The organism is Tepidibacter sp. Z1-5 (genome assembly GCF_037844525.1).
Classification (GTDB): Bacteria; Bacillota; Clostridia; order Peptostreptococcales; family Peptostreptococcaceae; genus Tepidibacter_A.
The window spans coordinates 14,571-36,473 of sequence record NZ_JBBMMD010000009.1 but is presented as its reverse complement, the minus strand read 5'-3'; the positions used below and the strand labels follow the sequence as shown (position 1 = coordinate 36,473).

Below are 21,903 nucleotides of genomic sequence, written 5' to 3'. Positions count from 1 at the left end.
ATGCAAGGAGGAAATTATGGATATTGATAACTACAAATATATAGATAAAAGTATAAATTATGAAATACCTATAAATTACTTAAATAATATAGTTCAATTAGTATCAATAAATGAGCAACTTGCTTATGATTTTAATTTAAAACAAAAATTATTTATTGATAATATGTTTTATGATTTTTCTATGATATTTCAAAAGAATAAGTTTTATATAGATAATGAATATGATAAAAGTATAATAGCTAAAAATAATAAATATACTATAAAATTATTTGGAGAATCTAGAGAATATACATTAGCATTTGAAAATGATAAAAAAAATTTAAAAGAATTTATATTACATGTAAATCCAAATAAGTCTAAATTTTCAGTTTTAGGAAATGATTTCGGATGGTATATAAATTCAAATGGAAATGCATCTACCTGCAATGAAATTCAATATAATGACTGTGGATTTTTAAAAGAAGAAATAGAAAAGTTAAGATTATTAAAATATGAAAAGATAAATGCAAATAAATATATAGAAGATTTAGATTTTAATATATCCTTATTTAAAAATAAGACATTAGTTGGAGACTGTAAAAATTTAAAAGGTGTATTTGATAAAATAACTAGTGTATAGTTACATTCATTCATCACAATCTATAGTTAATATGTTAGAATATATTGAGTACATATTAGGTTTAGAAAAATGGGGTGAATAGTATGTTAAGAACTATAAGATGGTTTATTTATTTTTGGTATAGTTTAATAGCTTTAATACCAGATATGAAAAAGGTAAAGAAATTAGATGAACAAGGTGATATACCTAAAAAAGACCAAATAGTATATGCAAAGGCCAGCAATTGGGCTAAAGCTTTAGTTGAATTAAGTGGAACTAAGGTAAATGTTATAGGTGAAGATAATATACCTAATAATGAAGCTGTATTATTTGTTAGTAATCATCAAGGAAATTTTGATATTCCAATACTTTTAGGTTTTATAAAAAAACCTAAGGCATTTGTTGCAAAGGAAGAGTTAAAGAAACTACCTTTACTGAGAACTTGGATGGAATATATGAATTGTATATTCTTAAACAGATCTAATAACAGAGAGTCTGTAAAATCAATTAAACAAGGCATTAATAACTTAAAGCAAGGATATTCTATGGTAATATTTCCAGAGGGTACTAGAAGTAAGGATGGTAAATTAGGGGAATTTAAGCCTGGAGCCTTAAAACTTGCTACTAAATCAAAAGTTAGTATAGTTCCTGTTACTATAAATGGATCTAAGGATATTATGAAAAAAGGAAGCTTTATAATAAGACCAGCGGAGGTTGAGGTGATAATTTCTGAGCCGGTAGAAATTACAGAAGGCATGGACAAGGATACCAAATCTCTTACAGAAAACATAAAAAATATTATAAAAAGTAATTTAAAGTAAAAAAACATATAAGAAAAAACAGGCTTAGAATATTAATTCTTAGCCTGTTTTTTCTATTTCGCTTATACAAATTATATGGTAAAATTTTGCAAAAGGAGGTTGTGAAATTATGGATAACAGACAAGGAAGAGTACCATATGAATATATAAGGGATATATTTCAAAAAACAGATCCAAAGAAGATGGCTAGACTTACAGGGAATGAATACCATGAAGATAATAATACATTTATATTAAAGATTATAAATAAAAACTATAAAGTCAAATATCCAAGTGGTGATATATATAATGAAAATGATGAAAGAATAAATTCATACATTATAAAAATAATGATACTAAGATATCTTGTAAATGGTCAAGGAATATCTCAAACAGGAAAAGATATAACATTCAAGGATATTAATGGAGGTCATGTATACTATAAAAACTTTTATAGTAGAACAATATTAAGACTTGCTAATATATATGGGAATAACTTAAAGAAATTTGAACAGGATTTTAAAAATATAGAATGTGAAAAGACTAATAAGGGTGATTTAGCATATAAATTTGAATTCTTAAAAAATGTATTTTTTACATTTATAATATGGGAAGGTGATGAAGAATTTGATCCGTCTGCTAATGTATTGTTTGATAGTAATATAGAATATTATTTTAATGCAGAAGACTTAGCTGTAGTGGTAGATATTGCAATAACTTTTATAAAAAATAGAGGGAAATTACCTCTTGATCTAGGGATGTATAAATAAAAAAATATTTATAAAAACCTCTTTAATACAAAGTTTATTGTAAATGATATAATAGACTTGTATAAAGAGGTTTTTTAATATTAAAAAAAGGAGATATTATGGATAAAATAAATTTAAGCAAAGAGAAAAAAGCAAAAATGATTTCATCAATAAAGAAATATTTTCAAGATGAAAGAGATGAAGATTTAGGAGATTTAGCATCTTCTATGATTTTAGATTTTTTTATCAAGGATCTTGCGGCAGAGTTTTATAATCAAGGAGTATGCGACTCTTATAAATATATGAGTGATAGAGTAGAAGAGTTGTTTGAAATTCAAAAATATTAATTAAATTCTACTAATCAAAAGTATAGATTTGAACTTATAGAAGATTAGATATATTTGGGAGGAAATAATGAATAAAATTTGGGATATAAAAGGAGAAAAAATACAAGGGCTATCTGTGGTTGAAAGTATACTTCACTACAAAGGTATAACTGATAAAGAAGAAATAGAAGAATTTCTAAGTGATAAGCCGAAAAAAACATACAATCCCTTCCTTATGAAGAACATGAAGGAAGCGGTAGATAAAATAAAATATCATATACATAATGACAATAAAATAGTTATATTTGGAGATTATGATGTTGATGGGGTTACATCATCTGCATTACTGGTAGAATTTTTTTCAAATATAATTGAAAACATAGACTATTATATACCTAATAGATTCTCAGAAGGATATGGACTTAATAAAGATGCTATAAAGCATATCAAAGAGGATATGAATGCAGATTTAATTATAACTGTAGACAACGGTATTAGTTCATTTGAAGAGGTAAATTATGCTAAAGAAATAGGTCTTGATATTATAGTTACAGACCATCATAATCCGCCTGAAAAACTTCCAGAGTGTATAATAATAAATGTAAAGCAAGATGGTGATGAGTATCCATTTAAAGAACTTTGTGGATGTGGAGTAGCTTTTAAATTAGCTCAAGCTCTTCAAAGAGAATTAGATCTTCCGAGAAATACATTATCGGTTCCACTTGATCTTGTAGCACTTGGAACAATAGCAGACCTTGTTCCTTTAATAGATGAAAATAGAACCTTAGTTAAATACGGGTTAAAAAGAATAAATTCAAATAAAAGATTAGGTATATTATCTTTGCGAAAAGAAGTTGGACTTGATGAAAAAGAGATAAGTGCTGGAAGAATAGGATATGTACTAGGACCGTGCTTTAATGCTGCCGGAAGAATTGAAGATGCAAAGCTTGGAGTTAAACTTCTTTTGGAAAAAAATGAGGAAGAAGCTAAAAAAGTAGCAGCCATGCTTCACAATTTAAATAGTGAAAGACAAGCTATTCAAGAAAAAGGAGAAGAATTCGCTCGGTTATTAGTAGAGACTAACTATATGAATTATGATTTTTTAGTTATAAGAGCGGATGGAGTGTCAGAAGGAGTTATAGGAATTGTTGCAGGTAGGATAAAAGACGTATTCTATAAGCCAACTTTAGTAGTTACAAAAACTGAAGAAGGATATATTAAGGGAAGTGGAAGAAGTATAAAGGGTATTAATATATACGATGAACTTGTCAATGTATCAGACTTATTCTTGGGATTTGGAGGCCATGAAATGGCATGTGGATTCTCACTAGAAGAAGACAAGTTAGATGAGTTAAGAGAAAAGCTTGATAAAAGAGCTAAGGAGATAAAATTGTATAACCCAGAAATATTTGTTCCAAAGATTAATATAATGACAGAACTTGATGCAGATCAATTGAGTGTAAACCTTATAAATGAGATATCAAAACTTGAACCTTATGGTATGGCTAATCCAAAGCCGTTATTTATGATAAAAGATATACAAGTAAATCCTAGTTGGACTAAGGGGTGTGGAAACAATAATGTCCATCTAAAGTTTAGTGGAAAAAAGGAAAATACATTCTTAAGTGGAATAGGATTTTCACTTGCTGAAAAATACGATGGATTGAGTAATCAAAACACTGTTGATGTAGTATTTAGTCCGGAAATTAATGAATATAATGGGAAAATTACTCCTCAGATGGTTATGGAGGATATAAAGGAATCTAAATAGCTTATTTTAATTATTAAAGATAGTGGTTAAGCGAAAAATGTCATTCATTGAAATACCGCTACTTAGTCAACATTTTTATAAAACTACAGATTACGTCTTATTAAATAACCTAAAACTTCATGAACTCACTATGTTCAAACAATGAAGTTTCTTAACGGATATTTAAACGACATAATCTAAGTTTTATGGAAAAATGTTAACAAAAAAGTAGCTAACATTTAAATGAACGGCATTTTTAAGTATATCTGTACTCTAGAGAAAATTTATAAAAAAATAAGATATTAGAAAAACATGACTAAAAATCTGATGACAGGAGAGGGAAAAATGAAGAAAATAGTTTTAATAACATTCATGATAGTATGTATTTCAGTAATACAAATATGTGCATTCTCACCATATGTAAGTTATAATCAACATTTTAAAAGTGTAAATAAAACTGCCAAGATTGTACTTATAGATATGAATAATAAGACTATAAAACCTAAGGTGGCAAGAGCTCATGAAAAGATAGCTTCGGCTGATTCTTTAAAACATATGACAGATATAAAAAAGACTGCTACTAATAGAGTTATAGGTGGAATAAATGGAACATATTTTAGTGCATATGATGGATCTAATCTTCCCTATGGAACTTTTATAGAAGATGGTAAAGTGGTTCATATAGGAAATTATGGATCGGTTATGGGATTTACAGCTGATAACAAGATGATTATAGACAATCTTAATATAACTATAGATGGATATATAAATGATGATATGCAATTTTATGCATGGGGGCTTAATCATCCAAGAACTGAAAAAGATGCAATAGTTATATATACTGATAAATATAATGATCCTATTTCTTCAAAAAATGCAAAGGCGGTTATTGTTGAAGATGGAGTTGTTAAGCATATAGTTGAAAATCAAGATAATCTATGGGCATCTAAAAATGGATGTATAATAGTATTTAATCAAGAAGTGAAATACCTAGTAGAAAGATTTAAAGTTGGAGATACAATATCCTACAAATGTAATTTTGAATCTAAGAATATAAATCAAAATATAGAAGGTAATGTTAAGTGGGAAGAAGTGACCTGTGCTATAGGAGCTGGACCAAGCCTTATAATAGATGGCAAAATAACTGCAAATGGATCACAAGAGGGATTTTGGGAAAGTAAGATAAATACATCTCGTGCTCAAAGAAGTTTTATAGGGTATACTTATGAAAATAAATTGGTAATGGGAACAGTTTCAAATGCAAACTTAAAGGAACTAGCTCAAATATGTAAAGAAATGAACCTTAAGGGAGCTATGTGTATGGATGGAGGAGCATCATCTAGCCTTTATTATCAAGGTAATTATATAACTTCACCTGGAAGAAATATAAATAATGCACTTGTGTTTACTGAGGACATTGTAAATAAATAAACTAATGAAAAAGTAGCTGTCTTAGGAAATGATAATTTCTAAAGACAGCTACTTTTTTATATACATAGAATTATAATTTTCTAAAATTGTAATTAAAATAACTTCTAAAACATATAATGTAATGTCTAACTAATGCTTAAAAAATATAGTATTTATTGTACTTAGGGAGATGGAATCAGGTGTTAGTGAAGCTATAGGTATGGTATTATGCCATGATAGCACAGAGTTTATCCAAGGTAAGTTTAAAGGTGTTGCATTTAAAAAGGGACATGTTATATAAGATGAGGATGTGGATAAACTTTTAGAGATTGGGAAATAAAATATTTATGCATGGGATATTAAAGAAGGCTTTTTACATGAAATAGACAAAAAGTCTATTAGAAGATTGGGCCATAGTGTATTATGTTGTAATTATGATGCATGCCATTTTCTAAACTGTAGCTTTGGGAAATGGTAAATAAATCTATAGGGGGATACTAGTGTTAAAGAAGAAGTTAAAAATTAATGGGGTTTTAAAAACAATAATTGTAAGTCCTGATGCTACTTTAGCTGATGTACTTAGAAAGCAATTATTACTTACTGGTACAAAGGTAGGCTGTGGAAAAGGAGAATGTGGAGCTTGTAATGTTATTTTAAATGGTAAAGTTAGTAAAGCATGTATTGTTAGGATGAAAAGAGTTGAGAATGAATCTGAAATTATAACTATTGAAGGTATAGGATCATCAGATAATTTGCATCCAGTTCAGCTTGCATGGATGATACATGGAGCAGCTCAATGTGGATTTTGTACACCTGGATTTATAGTTTCGGCAAAGGCTTTATTAGATGAAAATAATAATCCTACAAGAGAAGAAGTTAGAGATTGGTTCCAAAAAACTAGAAATGTATGTAGATGTACAGGATATAAGCCATTAGTTGATGCTGTAATGACTGCTGCAAAACTTATAAGAGGTGAGATAACAAAAGAAGATATATGGTATAAGCTTCCTGAAGGAGCTAGTATTTTAGGAACAGATTATGTAAGACCTTCAGCTTGTGCAAAGGTCACTGGAACTTGGGATTTTGGAGCAGACCTTGGAGTTACGCTTCCTGATGATACTCTTCATATTAAACTTGTTCAAGCTCAAGTGTCACATGCAAATATAATTTCAATAGACACTAGTGAAGCTGAAAAAATGCCAGGGGTATACAGAGTACTTACATATAAAGATGTTAAAGGTAGCAATAGAATAAATGGATTAGCTTTTCCATCTAATCTTGGAGATGGACTTGATAGACCTATACTTTGCGATGAGAAGGTATTTCAATTCGGAGATGCTATAGCTATGGTGTTAGCAGATACTCCGACTCATGCTGAGGAGGCTTGCAAGAAAGTTAAGGTTGAGCTTGAAGAACTTCCGGCGTATATGAGTGCTCCAGAAGCTATGGCAGAGGATGCTATTGAAATTCATCCAGGAACACCTAATATATACTATACAACAAAGGTAGTAAAGGGTGAGGATACTGATAAGGTATTTGAAGAATGTGAATATGTAGTTGAAGATGATTTTTATGTAGGAAGACAACCACATCTTCCAATAGAGCCTGATGTAGGATTTGCTTTCTTTGGAGAAGATGGAAAGATAAATATACATTCGAAGAGTGTAGCCCTTCATTTTCATGCTCTTATGATAGCGGATGGGATTGGTCTTTCTCCTGATAAAATAGCTATTGTTCAAAATCCTACTGGAGGAACATTTGGATATAAATTTAGTCCAACTATTGAAGCCTTATTAGCAGTTGCAGCCATGGCAACTAATAAGCCAGTATATCTTGAATTTAACATGTATCAACAAATAACTTATACAGGAAAGAGATCTCCTTTCTTCATTAATGTTAGGATGGGTGCTGATAAGGATGGAAATATTAAAGCACTTGAGACTGACTGGAGTGTAGATCATGGACCATATTCAGAATTTGGAGACCTTCTTACTATGAGGGGATCACAGTTTATAGGAGCTGGATATAATATAGATAACATACGAGGAGAAGGAAGAACAGTTTGTACAAATCATGCATGGGGTTCAGCTTTTAGAGGATATGGATCACCACAATCATTATTCTCATCTGAGGTTTTAATAGATGAGCTTGCAGAAAAAATTGGAATGGACCCATTAGAATTTAGATACAAGAATGTATATAGAGAAGGAAGTACAACTCCATCAGGTTGTAAACCGGACATTATATGCTTCCCTGAAATGATAGAAAAAATGAGACCTATGTACAATGAAGCGAAGGAAAGAGCAAAAGAGAAAAATTTAAAATCAGAAGATAAAAAGTACGGAACAGGAGTATCTCTTCTTATTTATGGTTCTGGACTTGATGGAGCTGATAGCTCAGAAGCTTGGGCAGAGCTTACTCCTAATGGAGTTACAATCGGAAACTCATGGGAGGATCATGGTCAAGGAGCAGATATGGGAACACTTGCTATTGCACATGAATCATTAAAGCCACTAGGAATAAAGCCTGATGATATAAAGCTTGTTATGAATGATATGAACCTTACTCCTAACAGTGGGCCAGCAGGAGGAAGCCGTTCTAATGTTCTTACTGGAAATGCTACTAAGGTTGCATGTGAGAACTTATTAAAGGCAATGAAAAAGGAAGATGGAACTTATAGAACTTACTCACAAATGATTGAAGAAAATATACCTGTAAAGCATGATGGCAAATGGACTGCAGCTTGTACTGCATGTGATGTTGAGACAGGACAAGGAAATCCATTCCCATGTTATATGTATGGCCTTTTATTAGCAGAGGTTGAAGTAGATATACAAACAGGAAAAGTTAATGTTGAAAAGCTTACAATTATTTCAGATGTAGGTACTATAGTTAATAAGCTTGTCGTAGATGGACAGATTTATGGAGGTCTTGCACAAGGAATAGGTCTTGCACTTAGTGAAGACTTTGAGGATTTGAAGAAACATACAACTCTTACAAAGTGCGGAATTCCTAATATAAAAGATGTAACAGATAATATAGAGCTTATTTATATGGAAACAGAGAGACCATACGGTCCATATGGAGCATCTGGAGCAGGAGAAATGCCACTTTCAGCACCTCATGCTGCAATTATAAATGCAATATACAATGCATGTGGAGTTAGAATAACTAAGCTACCTGCACTTCCTGAGAAGATAAAGGCTGGACTAAATAAATAAAGATTTTTTAAGAACCTAAAGTAATGTTACTTTAGGTTCTTTTCAAAAATACTTAAAAGGGGATAAGCTTATGGATCTTGAAAAGCTACTTGCAACAGAGAACCTCTGTATAAACGATAATTTAGCACCATGCATAGCCTCGTGTCCTATTCATGTTGATGTAAAGGGTTTTATTGAGCAAATACAAAAAGGTAATTTCAAGAGTGCATATAAGATTCTTCAAAAAAGAATGCCTATGGCTAAAATAATAGCTAGAGTCTGTGATCATCCTTGCTATGACTCTTGTGTTAGGAGTAATAAAGGGGGATCAGTTTTAATAAATGATCTTGAAAAAGCTATTGTAGAGTATGGCGCAAATGCAAAAATAAAGAAGCTTCCAGTAAGGGATAATCATAAAAAGGTTGCAATTGTAGGAGGCGGAATTAGTGGATTAACATGTGCAATAGATCTTAGAAGCAAGGGGTATTCAGTAACCATATTTGAAAAAGATAATACATTAGGTGGGAGATTAAGAGAAAAAGATGAAGATATAATACCAAGTAATGTTATTAAAGAAGAAATTGATAATATTCAAAAATCAGGAATACAAATCAAAAAAGGAAGTACTATATCAAGCGTTGATATAGATAAATTAAAATCTGATTATGAAGCTATATACATAGGAACGGGCATTTGGAAAGAAAAACTTGATGTAGATAATATAACCTTTCAAACTCAAACTGAAGGAGTATTTTGTGGAGGGAGAATTGTAACAGGGAATGAATCTATAATTTTATCTGTTTCAACAGGAAGAAGAGCAGCTATTTCTATTGATAGATATATTAATAAAAAATCTCTTGTAGCCTTTAGAGATAAGGAAGGCTCATATAAGACAAAATTAAAGGTTGATACAAAAGATATTAATGATTATAAACAAGTAGTAATAAATACAAAGGATGATGCTATTTTAGAAGCAAAAAGATGTATATCGTGTGAGTGTCATAAATGCTACAAGGCATGTTCGCACCTTCAATATGAAAAAATAGATCCAAAGGCATATATAAGAAAGATTAATCAAAATGAAAGAGTTATACTTGGAGATCGTTACGCTAATAAGACTATAAATTCTTGTATGCTATGTGGATTATGTAAAACTGAGTGTCCAAGCAATATTGATATGAGTGAAATAATAAGAGAAACAAGAAAAAGCATGGTTCAAAAAGAAAAAATGCCATTATCAGCCCATGATTTTGCTTTAAAGGACATGGAATTTAACAATAGTGATTATTTTACTCTTTTAAAGCAGCAACCAAACATGAATGAAAGTAAGTTTTTATTTTTTCCAGGATGCCAGCTTTGTGGATCATATCCACAATATGTACAAAAATCATATGACTATTTAATACAAAATCTTGATGGTGGTGTAGGATTATACCTTGGTTGCTGTGGAGCACCTGGAGAATGGGCAGGAAGAGAAGATTTATTTGAAGAATCAATAAAAAATATTTCAAAATCATGGGAATCAACGGGTAAGCCTACAATTATAGTTGCATGTTCAACGTGTTATTACATATTTAAAAAATATCTTCCACATATAGAATTAGTTACACTATGGGAAGTTTTTAATGAAAAGGGAGTAAATGATGAGATAAAAAATCATCAAACAAAAAATCTAGTGATGCATGATTCATGTACAGCAAGAGACTATCCCAATATTCATGAAAGTGTAAGAGAAATCCTATCAAAGCTTGGACATGGAGTTATTGAGCCAAAGTATACGAAAAAAAATACACAATGCTGCGGTTATGGTGGACTTTCATATTTTGCAAATAAAGAATTTAGCAACTATGCAACAGATAAACGTATTGAGGAGAATGAAGGGGTTTATCTTGCATATTGTGCGATGTGTAGAGATCTTTTTGTATCAAGAGGAAAGAATACTCTTCATATCTTAGATCTTATATTTGGAGAAAATATAGATGAATTATCAAGTAAAAAGGGGCCAACACTTTCTCAAAGACGTGATAATAGATTGAAACTTAAAATGTCTATATTAAATATGTGGGGTGAAAAAATAGATTTACAGGAAGAGTACGGGGATATAAACCTTATAATAAATCAAAATGTTAAAGATGTTATGGAGGATAGATTAATACTAGAAGGCGATATTAAAAAAGTAATAGGTATGGCACAAGAAAATAAAAATATATTTTTAAATCCAAAAACTAACCATTATCTAGCATTTAGAAGAATTGTGAATGTAACATATTGGGTTGAGTATGAAAAAATTTGTGATGATTATAAAATCATAAAAGCATATACTCATAGAATGGACGTACAGGGGGAGTAGAGATGGATGTAAACAAAGAAAACTATGATGAAGAGTGGATTTGTCAAAAATGTAATTGTCATGTTGAGGAAGGTAGTGTTAAAGCAATTTATCTGTCTGGTAATTTTGAAGTTGAATTATCAAAATGCCCCGTCTGTAAAAATGTATTAGTTCCTGAAGATTTAGCAATTGGCAAAATGCTTGAGGTTGAAAAAGGACTAGAGGATAAATGAAAAAGAATAAGGTGTATGAAAGTGATGATATAAGATGTGTTACAGGTAATACATTAAGACCTGGAGGTTTTTTATTAACTAATAGAGCAGTATTATTGTGCGATATTTTAAAAAATCAAAAGGTATTAGATGTCGGATGCGGAATGGGAGCTACGGTAGATTTTCTTAGAAGTGAGTTTGAAATAGATGCCTTTGGAATAGACCCATCTCACAAGCTTATTAATCGTGGAAGAGAACTTAAGAATTTACCTATTATAGAGGGCGTTGGAGAGAGTATACCATATGATAATAAATACTTTGATGCTGTATTTGCTGAATGCACTCTTTCTCTTATGAAAAAATATGAAGATACATTACAAGAAATACACAGAGTTTTAAAGCCTGGCGGATTTGTAATTATTTCTGATGTATTTGCAAAAGAACCTGATTATATTGATGAATTAAAAAATAGTGATATTCAAACCTGTTTAAGAGGTCTAATAGATATTGAAAACCTTTTAATAGAAACTGAAAATAAAGGATTTGAAGTAATAATTTTAGAAGATTGGACATCACTTTTAAAGCAGCTAATGGTAGATATAATATTTAAATATGACTCTATGGATAAATTTTGGAATATTACTACATGTGAAAATTGTTCGGATTTTAAAACTAAATTATCTTTGTGTAAACCAGGATATTTTTTTATGATTGCAAAAAAGGGGGATTAAAAAATGGAAGATGCATTTGATATGTTCAGACTAGCTTCCCAAGGATTTTGCTGTAGCCAGATACTTATTATGATGGAGCTTAAAAAAAGAGGGTGTGAAAATAAGGAACTTGTAAAATCTATGACAGGACTTTGCGGTGGAATAGGTGGAAGCGGAAAAATTTGTGGAGTAATATCGGGAGGAGCTTGTATTTTTGGTTTTTATGCGGGTAAGTCAGATTCAACTGATGTAAAAGATGAAAATTTAAACAAGATGATTATTGAATATATAGAGTGGTTTGAAAATGAATATGGAAGCTGTGATTGTGAAGAAATAATACAAATGGATAATCTTGAAGAGATAACATATAACAATAAATATCCTGTAAAATGCGGGAATTTAATGACACAGTCCTATAAAAAAGTGAAGAGTATACTTAAAGAATACGGATATATAGGAGATTAAAAATGGGAGAGATTATAGGGGTTACTAAAAGTATATGTCCTATATGTTTTAAAACATTAAAGGCATATAAAATTAAGAAAAATAAAGATATATATATTGAAAAAAAATGTAGGGAACATGGAAAATTTGAAACCATCATTTGGAGAGAATCACCTACCTATAATTCTTGGAAAAGAAGTAAGACTGCTGCATATCCTGAAAGTCCTTTTACTGAAACATCTGAGGGATGCCCACATGACTGTGGGCTTTGTAGTAATCATAGACAACATACTTGTACTGCACTTATTGAGGTTACACAAAAATGTAATTTAAATTGTAAATTTTGTTTTGCTAACTCAGGAAAAAACAGTGAGCCAGATATAGAAACTATAAAATATTACTACCAAAGGGTTATGAAGGCATCGGGAAATTGTAATATACAATTATCAGGTGGAGAACCAACTTTAAGGGATGATCTTGACGAAATTATAAAGTTAGGACATGATATGGGGTTTAGCTTTATACAGCTTAATACTAATGGGTTAAAGCTTAAGGATTTAGAATATGTAAAAAAACTTAAAAAAGCAGGTTTGAATTCTGTATTCTTACAATTTGATGGTATGGACGATAATATTTATTCAACATTAAGAGGGAAAAAACTTTTAAAATATAAAATGGCTGCAGTTGAAAATCTTAAAAAGATGGATATAGGAGTTATACTCGTATGCACTGTAGTTCCAGGTGTTAACGATTACAATCTCTATGAAATTGTTAAATACGGAATAGAAAATATTCCCTATGTAAGAGGAGTTCACTTTCAGCCTGTAAGTTATTTTGGAAGAATCCCAAATACGCCAAAGGATAAAGACAGAATTACGCTACCAGAGGTTATGAACAAATTATGCAAACAAAGTGATGGATTAATAAATATTAAGGATTTCAATCCTCCGGGATGTGAAAATGCATTTTGTTCTTTTCATTCAAATTATATTGAAGTAGATAATAAATTAATACCTGTAAGTGGTAGCGGATGTGGATGTAAAGAAGAAAAGGGAGAGGAAGGCTCAAGAAAGGCTAAGGATTTTGTTAAAAGAAATTGGACCATAAATAAAACTGAATCAAACAACGATGGAAAGTATAAATCATTTGATGAACTAGCTAGAAAAGTTAGAGAAAATTTCTTTTCAATATCAGCAATGGCTTTTCAAGATGCATGGAATCTTGATATCCAAAGACTTAGAGATTGTTGTATACATGTTGTGTCAAAAGAGGGAAATCTCATACCGTTTTGTGCATACAATTTAACAAATAAAGATGGCAAGAGTCTTTATAGGGGGATTAATAAATGAAGGAATTATATAATGAGGGATATGAATTGTTGAACAAGGGGGAAAGCTTTGTACTTGCAACTCTTTATAATAGTAAAGGATCTGCTCCAAGAACTGCTGGTGCTAGAATGATAGTAAAAGATGATTTAAATTTTAATAAGGTATACAATCCAATAGGACTTGAAATAAATGCAGGAACTCCGGAAGAAATTGCTATAAGCATTGCAGCAGAGCTTATAAAAGTTAGAGGAGACTTAATTAAATGAAAAAATATGCAGCCATAATATTATCTGCGGGATATTCTTCACGTATGGGAGAATTTAAGCCTGTTATGGACTTGCATGGACAAATTGCTATAAAGAAAGTTATAAATACTTTTAAGAAATCTAATATTAACAATATATATGTTGTATCAGGTCATAACCATGATTTGATAGAAAATATTGTTGATGTTGAGGTAGTACATAATAAATATTTTGATAAGGGAATGTTAGAATCAGTAAAAACAGGGCTATCACAATTACCAGAGGATATAGATGCTTTTTTTGTACTTCCAGTAGATATTCCTTGTATAAAGGTATCTACATTAAAAACTATTATTGATGAATATGGACAAGGAAACTATACTGTGATTCATCCTGCCTTTTCTAATATAAAAGGACACCCTCCTCTTATTTCAACTTCTATTTCTAAAAAGATACTAGACTATAATGGATCAGGAGGATTAAAGCATATATTATCTTTTTATAAAGATAATAGTAAAACTGTTCAGGTTGCAGATAGAGGTATTTTGCTTGATATGGATAATAAAAAAGATTATAAAGCCATATTAGATTATATTTCATACTTTCCATATCCTGATGAGATTGAATGCAAAGAAATTATGAGAATTTGTAATGTTGATGAAAAAACTAAGCTTCATATGGAATCTGTAGCTCAACTTGCCAGAGTAATAGGGTTAAAACTTAATGAAAATGGGTGCAATATAAATATAAATCTTACATATACAGGTGCTCTATTACATGATATTAAAAAGGGTGAAAAACAACATGCTAAACAAGGCGCTATTACTATAAGTAAATTAGGCTATCCTTGTCTTTATGAAGTAATAAAATCTCATATGGATATATCTGATATAACAAAAATAGGAGAGAGAGAAATTATATATGTTTGTGATAAGTTAATAAAGGAAACTCAAGTGGTTGATATAAATGAAAGACATATATCTTTAATTAATAGATACAAAGATTGTGAAGATGCTATTGATAATATAAACAAAAGATTTGACACTGCAAAAAAAATAAAAAATATGATTGAGGAGATTATAGGATGCCAAATAGAAGATCTTCAAACCAAAGGCTAATATACCTTATAAGACATGGTCAAACAGAGCTTAGTGGAGAAAAAAGATATGTAGGTCACACTGATTGTTCTCTTTCAAATGAAGGAATTGAAACAATGAAGAGACTTAAAGACATTTTTTTAAATATTCCTATTAATCATGTGTTTTGTAGTAATTTATTAAGAGCAAAGCAGAGTGCAAACATATTGTTTGAAGATACCCAAATAGATTATATGAGAGAGCTTAGAGAAATTAATATGGGTATCTGGGATGGATTAACGTTTAAGCATGTAAAAATTACATATCCTGAAATGTTTGAAAAGAGAATAGATAATATAGCTGATTTTATTGTTCCTGATGGTGAATCTTTTAGAGAGTGTCAAACAAGAGCAGTATCAACTATAAAAGATATAATAGCTAAAACAACAGGGAATGTTGCTATACTAGGACATGCTGGATTTTTTAGAACCTTACTTACATATGTTTTAGATATAGATATAAAGCATATCTTTAATATAAAGCAGGATTATGGATGCATTAATGTATTGAGAGTTGATGAGGATTTAAAAGTTAAAGGAATAAACCTAAAGAAAATTGTGGAGCGTAGATAATGAAAAATACTGTATATGAAAAATGGATAGAAAAATGTATTTTTGGTGAAAACGTTAATAAAAATATGACATTAGAGGATTTGAAAAAATATCAGCTAGATAGGGTAAGAAGGGCCATGGATTATGCAAAGAAAAATAGCCTATTTTATAAGAGACTACTAAAGGATATAAATCCATATGAAATAAATAATTTTGAAGATTTTTCAAAAATTCCATTTACTTTACCTGAAGATCTAAGAAGTAGATCACAAGATTTTTTATGTGTACCTCAATATATGATTTCTAGAATAGTTACTTTAAAAACGTCAGGCACTACGGGTAAGCAAAAACGAGTTTTTTTTACGGAAAATGATTTAGAAAAGACTATAGATTTTTTCTATAATGGAATGAAGTATCTTGTTTCAAAAGGGGATTGTGTACTGATTTTAATGCCTGGACAAAGTTATGGTAGTATAGGTGATTTACTTAAAAAAGCACTTGAAAGATTAGGCTGTGAGGGAATAGTTTTAGGACCTGTTAATGATTCATTTAAGGTATTAGAATTAATGAAAAATAAAAAAATTGACTGTATTGTAGGAATTCCAATACAAGTTTTAAACGTTGCTAAAGTTAAGATGGATAATAAACAGTATGATAATATAAGCTTAAAAAGCATATTGCTAAGTGCAGATTATGTTCCAAATACTATTAAAGAAGTTACAAGCAAGGCTTTTAACTGTAAAGTATTTACTCATTATGGAATGACTGAGATGGGATTTGGCGGAGGTGTTGAATGTGAACACTGTTGTGGTTATCACATGAGAGAAGCTGATTTTTATTTTGAAATTATAAATCCCGTATCTGGTAAAGTTATGCCATTAGGAGAAAAGGGAGAAGTTGTATTTACAACTCTTACAAGAGAAGGTATGCCCATTATAAGGTATAGAACTGGAGATTATACAAGGTTTATAAATGAACCTTGTAAATGTAGTGATATTCTTCGAAGAATGGATTATGTAACAGGAAGAATAGAGGATAAAATAAAGATTAGGGACTTAGCTATAAGTATAGAACAACTAGATGAAGCTATGTTTAATATAGAAGATCTTATTGATTACAAAGCTTTTATAACAGAAAAGGATACATTAAAAATATATGCAAAATCATTAAATCAAAATAAGCTAGTAAATAAAAGAGATATTGAAAAAGCTTTATACTCGTCAAAGATAGGTCAGATTTTCAAAGAAGGAAAACTGTCTTTAAGATACTGTGGAGAGCTTGAAGAGGTAGAAATTAGTAGTGGGATGGTAAAGCGAAAATTGATACAAATCAAAAGGTAAACGTTATCATTGAAGAAAAATAAATAAAATAATAATTAAAATCAAAATGTATATTGACATTTTCTTTGGAAATGATATATAATTCCTCAAGAGAAAATAAATCTTTAATTCTAGTCCAGAGAGATTAGGAAGGTTTTTAATACATAGATTTTACAAATATAGTAACTATATTTGTAAGCATAACTGTGTGTATGATAATACCTTCCTATTTGGGAAGGTTTTTTTATATATAAATTTATAGATAATTGTAAGGGCCTTTACTATGGAATTATAAATTTTTAATAACAAAAACGAATTATTATGATTAAATTTCGATTTATATTTACAAACTACTGAGGAGGTTAGACATGGAGAAGTTTATAAGTTTAATAGGGATATTTGTTCTTTTAGGTATATGTTATTTAATATCTGAAAATAAGAAAAAGGTAGATTTAAAATTGGTATTTATAGGATTATTTATTCAGCTTGTATTTGCATTCATAATTTTAAAAACTAGTATAGGAAAAACTGCATTTGAATATTTATCAAACTTTGCAACAACTATTTTAGGTTTTTCTAAAGATGGAGCTGTGTTTTTATTTGGCGGATTAGTTGGAGATATAGATAATTTTGGATTTATATTTGCATTTCAAGTACTTCCAACATTAATATTTTTCTCAGCTTTAATGGCTGTATTATATCATGTAGGAGTTATGCAGTTCATAATCAAATATATAGCAGGATTTATGGCTAAGGTTTTAGGTACTTCAGGTGCAGAATCTGTATCAGCAGCTGCAAATATATTTGTAAGTCAAACAGAAGCTCCTTTAGTTATAAAGCCATATATAGAAAAAATGACAAGATCAGAGTTAAGTGCTGTAATGGTAGGTGGAATGGCTACGGTAGCTGGTAGTGTCATGGCTGGATATATAGGCATGGGAGTAGATGCTGGACACTTAATAGCAGCATCAATAATGTCAGCACCTGCTGCATTAGTAGCTTCTAAAATTATAGTTCCGGAAACTGAGGAACCGGTTACAAAGGGGAAGGTTGATGTTGAAGTAGAAAAAATAGATGCAAATATAATAGATGCAGCAGCAAGAGGAGCATCAGAAGGACTTCAATTAGCACTTAATATTGCTGGTATGCTACTTGCTTTCATCGCTTTGATTAGCATGTTAAACGCAGGTATTGAAGGAATAGGAAATTTAATAGGAATACAAGGATTAAGGCTAGAAGTTATATTAGGTTACTTATTTGCACCACTTGCATATATAATGGGAATTCCTGCTCAAGATATTGTTACTGCAGGTTCATTATTAGGACAAAAGACAGTAATAAATGAGTTTGTTGCTTATGCACAACTAGGAGAATATATAAAAAGTGGAGCACTTCAACCTAGAACTATAACTATATTAACTTATGCACTTTGTGGATTTGCTAATTTCTCATCTATAGCAGTTCTATTAGGAGGCATAGGAGGTTTAGCCCCTAAAAGAAGAGGTGAAGTTGCTCAATTAGGAATAAAAGCTTTAGTAGGTGGAACTGTAGCAGCCTTTCTAACAGCTTCTATAGCAGGTATACTAATATAATACAAAACAGGAAACTGACATTTTAGTCGGTTTCCTGTTTTTTTGTTATGATATAATAAAATATTGAATACTTATATGTATCAAAAAGTAAACTTAGAAAGTTTAATGAAATAGAGGTGAAAAATGAATAATAAAAATAAATTTAGAAATCTAAAAGAAGAATATATAACACAGGATGTATTAGATTTTTTTACTTATAAAGAGAGTTATAACAAGGTTTTACTAAATCTTGAGATAGATTATGAATTTATCCATGGAAAACATGGATTCTTAAATGATACTTATTTGAGTTTGAAAGTAGGAGATAAAAGATTATATGTGGTCAAAAATATAAAACAATTTATAGAATCTATTATAAATGAAGAAACACTGAATTTTGGTAAAAACTTTACTTTTGATCCGAATATACACTATTTTAAGGATGAAGATAAGCTTATTATAGATTTATTAAGGGAAATTTATGATACAGAAAAAGCATTAGATGAAATATCATTTTCTTTTAATAATACAAGTCTTTTTAAAGGAAAAAAAGTATATCTTCCGCAAAGTATAATTAAGAAATTTTTTGAAATAGTTAATCAAGTACCATTTAATGCTAATATTAATGATGTGAAATATAATAATATGAAAATAGTTAACCAAGACTTAAATATAAACTTTTTATTAACGAAAGAAAAGAGTGATTTAAAATTAGAAATAAACACAGAAAATAATATAATACCTCTTGTAAAGGATAGAGAATATATTTTTTTTAATGATAAAATTCATAGAATATCAGAATATCAAAGGAAAAATATAAAGCCATTTTATGATATGTTAGGTACTAAAAATAAAAATGTTATTAAGATTCCTAAAAAATATAATGAAAGATTTATTTCACATGTTTATCCTACAATTAAAAATATAGGAAATGTTAAAGTTAATGAGATGGTAGAGGACAGTATATACAATCCTGGGTTAAAATCAAATATATATTTAAATAAAATAGAAGAAGGCATTAGTGCTAATGTAAAGTTTGTATATGGAGATATTACAATAGATCCTTTTAAAATTGAAAGTGAAGATAATCGAAAAGATGATAGGATAATTTTAAGGGATATAGAAAAAGAAACTGAAATACTTTCTCATTTTGAAGATTTAGAATTTAAAGTAAGTAATAAATATATATATTTAGATGATGATGATAAGATATTTGATTTTATATATAATAAGATTTATTTAATAAAAGATAGAGCTCAAATATATTATTCGGAAAGTTTTAAAACTATAAAAATAAATGAAGCTTCTTCATTTTCAGGAGGAGTGAAGTTAAAAACTGAAAATAATTTATTGGAATTTAAATTTGAAATAGAAGGAATAACTAAGTCGGAGTTAAATAATATATTTAATTTAATTAAGGAAAAGAAAAAATATTATAAATTGAAAAATGGTTCCTTTTTACCTCTTGATACTGATGAATTGAATAATTTAGGAAGATTAGTTGAATACTTAGATTTAAAGGATTTAGGAAAAGAAGATATAAACATTCCTAAATTCAAAGCTTTATATATTGATGAATATTTAAAAGAATCTAATATGAAATCTATAAAAAGAAATCTTCAATTTAAAGAATTAGTTCAAAATATAAGAGAGCCTGAGGACATTGAATATAATATTCCAGAAAATATGAATAATATTTTAAGAGAATATCAGAAATTTGGTTTTAAATGGTTAAAAACTTTATATAGATATGGATTTGGAGGAATTTTAGCTGATGATATGGGGCTTGGAAAAACAATTCAAGTTTTAACATTTTTACTTTCTGAAAAAATTGAAAATGGAAGTAGTCCTTCATTAATAATTGCTCCAACATCACTTGTGTATAATTGGTTATCTGAAATTGAAAAATTTACTCCGAATTTAAAAACTGTTATTATATCAGGAAGTAAAGAAGAAAGAAAAAAATTAATAAATAATATAGAGGGATATGATGTTGTGATTACGTCTTATCCCCTTATTAGGAGAGATATAGATTTATATAAGGATTTATTTTTTAGATTTTGTATATTAGATGAAGCGCAGTATATAAAAAATCCTTCATCCCAAAATGCAAAAAGTGTTAAAGAAATACAAGCTCAAAGTTATTTTGCTCTTACAGGAACACCGATTGAAAATTCGTTAATTGAGCTTTGGTCAATTTTTGATTTTATAATGCCAGGATTACTATTATCTCATACTAAATTTACTAAAATATTTGAAAGACCAATAGTTAAGGAGCAGGATAAAAAAGCTTTAAAAGAATTAAGAAGATATATAAAACCATTTATATTAAGAAGGTTGAAGAAGGAGGTTTTAAATGAACTTCCAGATAAGATTGAAAGTAAAATCATTTCTCAGCTTACAGATGATCAAAAGAAAATCTATTTAGCATATTTAAATAAAATAAAAGGAGAAATTGAAGAAGAAATAAATACAAAAGGTATTGGAAAAAGTCATATTAAGATACTTTCAGGAATAACAAGACTAAGACAAATTTGTGCACATCCGTCAATGTTTATTGAAAATTATGAAGGGGATAGTGGGAAACTTTTATTATTGGAAGAGCTTGTAAAAGAAAATATATATAGTGGACATAGAATTTTAATATTTTCTCAATTTACATCTATGTTAAATATAATAAAGAATATGTTAGATGAAAATAGTATTGATTATAAATATCTTGATGGTTCAACTAATATGAAAGAAAGAGGAAGCTTAGTTAAGAAATTTAATGAAGGGGAAGGAAAAGTATTTCTTATTTCATTAAAAGCTGGAGGAACAGGTCTTAATCTAACAGGAGCGGATACAGTTATTCATTTTGATCCTTGGTGGAATCCTGCCGTTGAAGATCAAGCATCTGATAGAGCTTATAGAATTGGGCAAAAGAACTCTGTTCATGTTATGAAGCTAATAACTAAAGATACAATTGAAGAAAAAATTTATGAACTTAAGGAAAAGAAAAAGAAATTAATTGATTCTATAATTAAGCCTGGAGAAACTATAATTTCAAAATTAACTGAAGAAGAAATAAAATATATTTTTGATTTAAACTAAAGTAGCTTTTTTAATGGCTTCTATAGCAGGAATATTAATGTAATAGAAAACAGGAAACTGATATTTTAGTCGGGTTCCTGTTTTTTTATTATATCTTAAGAAATTTGTAAGAATTATAATAGTAAAATCTTAG

18 protein-coding genes are annotated in these 21,903 nt (G+C 29.4%); all 18 read left to right on the top strand.

Going from position 1 to position 21,903, the window contains the following annotated elements; genetic code table 11:
• Positions 1–16: 16 nt before the first annotated feature.
• The 18 genes from WJW32_RS02160 (at position 17) to WJW32_RS02075 (ending at position 21,770) form a co-directional block, all read left to right on the top strand.
• Entirely contained in the window at positions 17–619 is a 603-nt protein-coding gene (locus WJW32_RS02160) for a hypothetical protein (protein ID WP_340254303.1), read from the top strand.
• Positions 620–702: 83 nt separating this feature from the next.
• Positions 703–1,419: a lysophospholipid acyltransferase family protein gene (locus WJW32_RS02155; RefSeq protein ID WP_340254300.1), complete on the top strand. Its 717-nt coding sequence runs from the start codon at positions 703–705 to the stop codon at positions 1,417–1,419.
• A 109-nt stretch (positions 1,420–1,528) separates the two neighbouring features.
• Positions 1,529–2,167: a DUF3786 domain-containing protein gene (locus WJW32_RS02150; RefSeq protein WP_340254297.1), complete on the top strand. Its 639-nt coding sequence runs from the start codon at positions 1,529–1,531 to the stop codon at positions 2,165–2,167.
• 98 nt (positions 2,168–2,265) lie between these two features.
• Positions 2,266–2,493, top strand: a complete 228-nt coding sequence (locus WJW32_RS02145) for a DUF2164 domain-containing protein (RefSeq protein WP_340254294.1) — start codon at positions 2,266–2,268, stop codon at positions 2,491–2,493.
• A gap of 67 nt (positions 2,494–2,560) precedes the next feature.
• Complete coding sequence (recJ, locus tag WJW32_RS02140) at positions 2,561–4,243, top strand: single-stranded-DNA-specific exonuclease RecJ (protein WP_340254291.1); 1,683 nt, start codon at positions 2,561–2,563, stop codon at positions 4,241–4,243.
• 324 nt (positions 4,244–4,567) lie between these two features.
• Complete coding sequence (locus WJW32_RS02135) at positions 4,568–5,653, top strand: phosphodiester glycosidase family protein (RefSeq protein WP_340254289.1); 1,086 nt, start codon at positions 4,568–4,570, stop codon at positions 5,651–5,653.
• A 479-nt stretch (positions 5,654–6,132) separates the two neighbouring features.
• The gene (locus WJW32_RS02130; protein ID WP_340254287.1) at positions 6,133–8,853 is read left to right on the top strand and encodes a molybdopterin-dependent aldehyde oxidoreductase; all 2,721 of its coding nucleotides are present in this window, start codon (positions 6,133–6,135) and stop codon (positions 8,851–8,853) included.
• Positions 8,854–8,923: 70 nt separating this feature from the next.
• A complete protein-coding gene (locus WJW32_RS02125; protein WP_340254285.1) occupies positions 8,924–11,182 on the top strand; it encodes a pyridine nucleotide-disulfide oxidoreductase/dicluster-binding protein in 2,259 nt (752 codons plus the stop codon).
• Positions 11,183–11,184: 2 nt separating this feature from the next.
• Positions 11,185–11,394 (top strand): DVU_1557 family redox protein, encoded by a 210-nt coding sequence (locus WJW32_RS02120; protein ID WP_340254283.1) that lies wholly within the window; start codon positions 11,185–11,187, stop codon positions 11,392–11,394.
• On the top strand, positions 11,391–12,104 hold the full coding sequence (trsM, locus tag WJW32_RS02115; RefSeq protein WP_340254280.1) for a DVU_1556 family methyltransferase: 714 nt from the start codon (positions 11,391–11,393) through the stop codon (positions 12,102–12,104). The genes WJW32_RS02120 and trsM overlap by 4 nt, the downstream gene beginning before the upstream one ends.
• 3 nt (positions 12,105–12,107) lie before the next feature.
• Complete coding sequence (locus WJW32_RS02110) at positions 12,108–12,548, top strand: DVU_1555 family C-GCAxxG-C-C protein (protein WP_340254278.1); 441 nt, start codon at positions 12,108–12,110, stop codon at positions 12,546–12,548.
• A gap of 2 nt (positions 12,549–12,550) precedes the next feature.
• On the top strand, positions 12,551–13,876 hold the full coding sequence (trsS, locus tag WJW32_RS02105; RefSeq protein ID WP_340254276.1) for a radical SAM (seleno)protein TrsS: 1,326 nt from the start codon (positions 12,551–12,553) through the stop codon (positions 13,874–13,876).
• Entirely contained in the window at positions 13,873–14,121 is a 249-nt protein-coding gene (locus WJW32_RS02100; RefSeq protein WP_340254273.1) for an XdhC family protein, read from the top strand. The genes trsS and WJW32_RS02100 overlap by 4 nt, the downstream gene beginning before the upstream one ends.
• Positions 14,118–15,218, top strand: coding sequence for a DVU_1551 family NTP transferase (locus WJW32_RS02095; protein WP_340254271.1), 1,101 nt, complete (start codon positions 14,118–14,120; stop codon positions 15,216–15,218). Before WJW32_RS02100 ends, WJW32_RS02095 begins: the two co-directional genes overlap by 4 nt.
• Complete coding sequence (locus WJW32_RS02090) at positions 15,185–15,808, top strand: histidine phosphatase family protein (protein WP_340254268.1); 624 nt, start codon at positions 15,185–15,187, stop codon at positions 15,806–15,808. Before WJW32_RS02095 ends, WJW32_RS02090 begins: the two co-directional genes overlap by 34 nt.
• Positions 15,808–17,127 carry a DVU_1553 family AMP-dependent CoA ligase gene (locus tag WJW32_RS02085; protein ID WP_340254265.1) on the top strand — a complete coding sequence of 440 codons (1,320 nt, stop codon included), beginning with the start codon at positions 15,808–15,810 and terminating at the stop codon, positions 17,125–17,127. The genes WJW32_RS02090 and WJW32_RS02085 overlap by 1 nt, the downstream gene beginning before the upstream one ends.
• A 347-nt stretch (positions 17,128–17,474) precedes the next feature.
• A complete protein-coding gene (locus tag WJW32_RS02080; RefSeq protein WP_340254262.1) occupies positions 17,475–18,698 on the top strand; it encodes a NupC/NupG family nucleoside CNT transporter in 1,224 nt (407 codons plus the stop codon).
• A gap of 123 nt (positions 18,699–18,821) precedes the next feature.
• On the top strand, positions 18,822–21,770 hold the full coding sequence (locus WJW32_RS02075; RefSeq protein WP_340254259.1) for a DEAD/DEAH box helicase: 2,949 nt from the start codon (positions 18,822–18,824) through the stop codon (positions 21,768–21,770).
• The last annotated feature ends 133 nt before the right edge of the window (positions 21,771–21,903 follow it).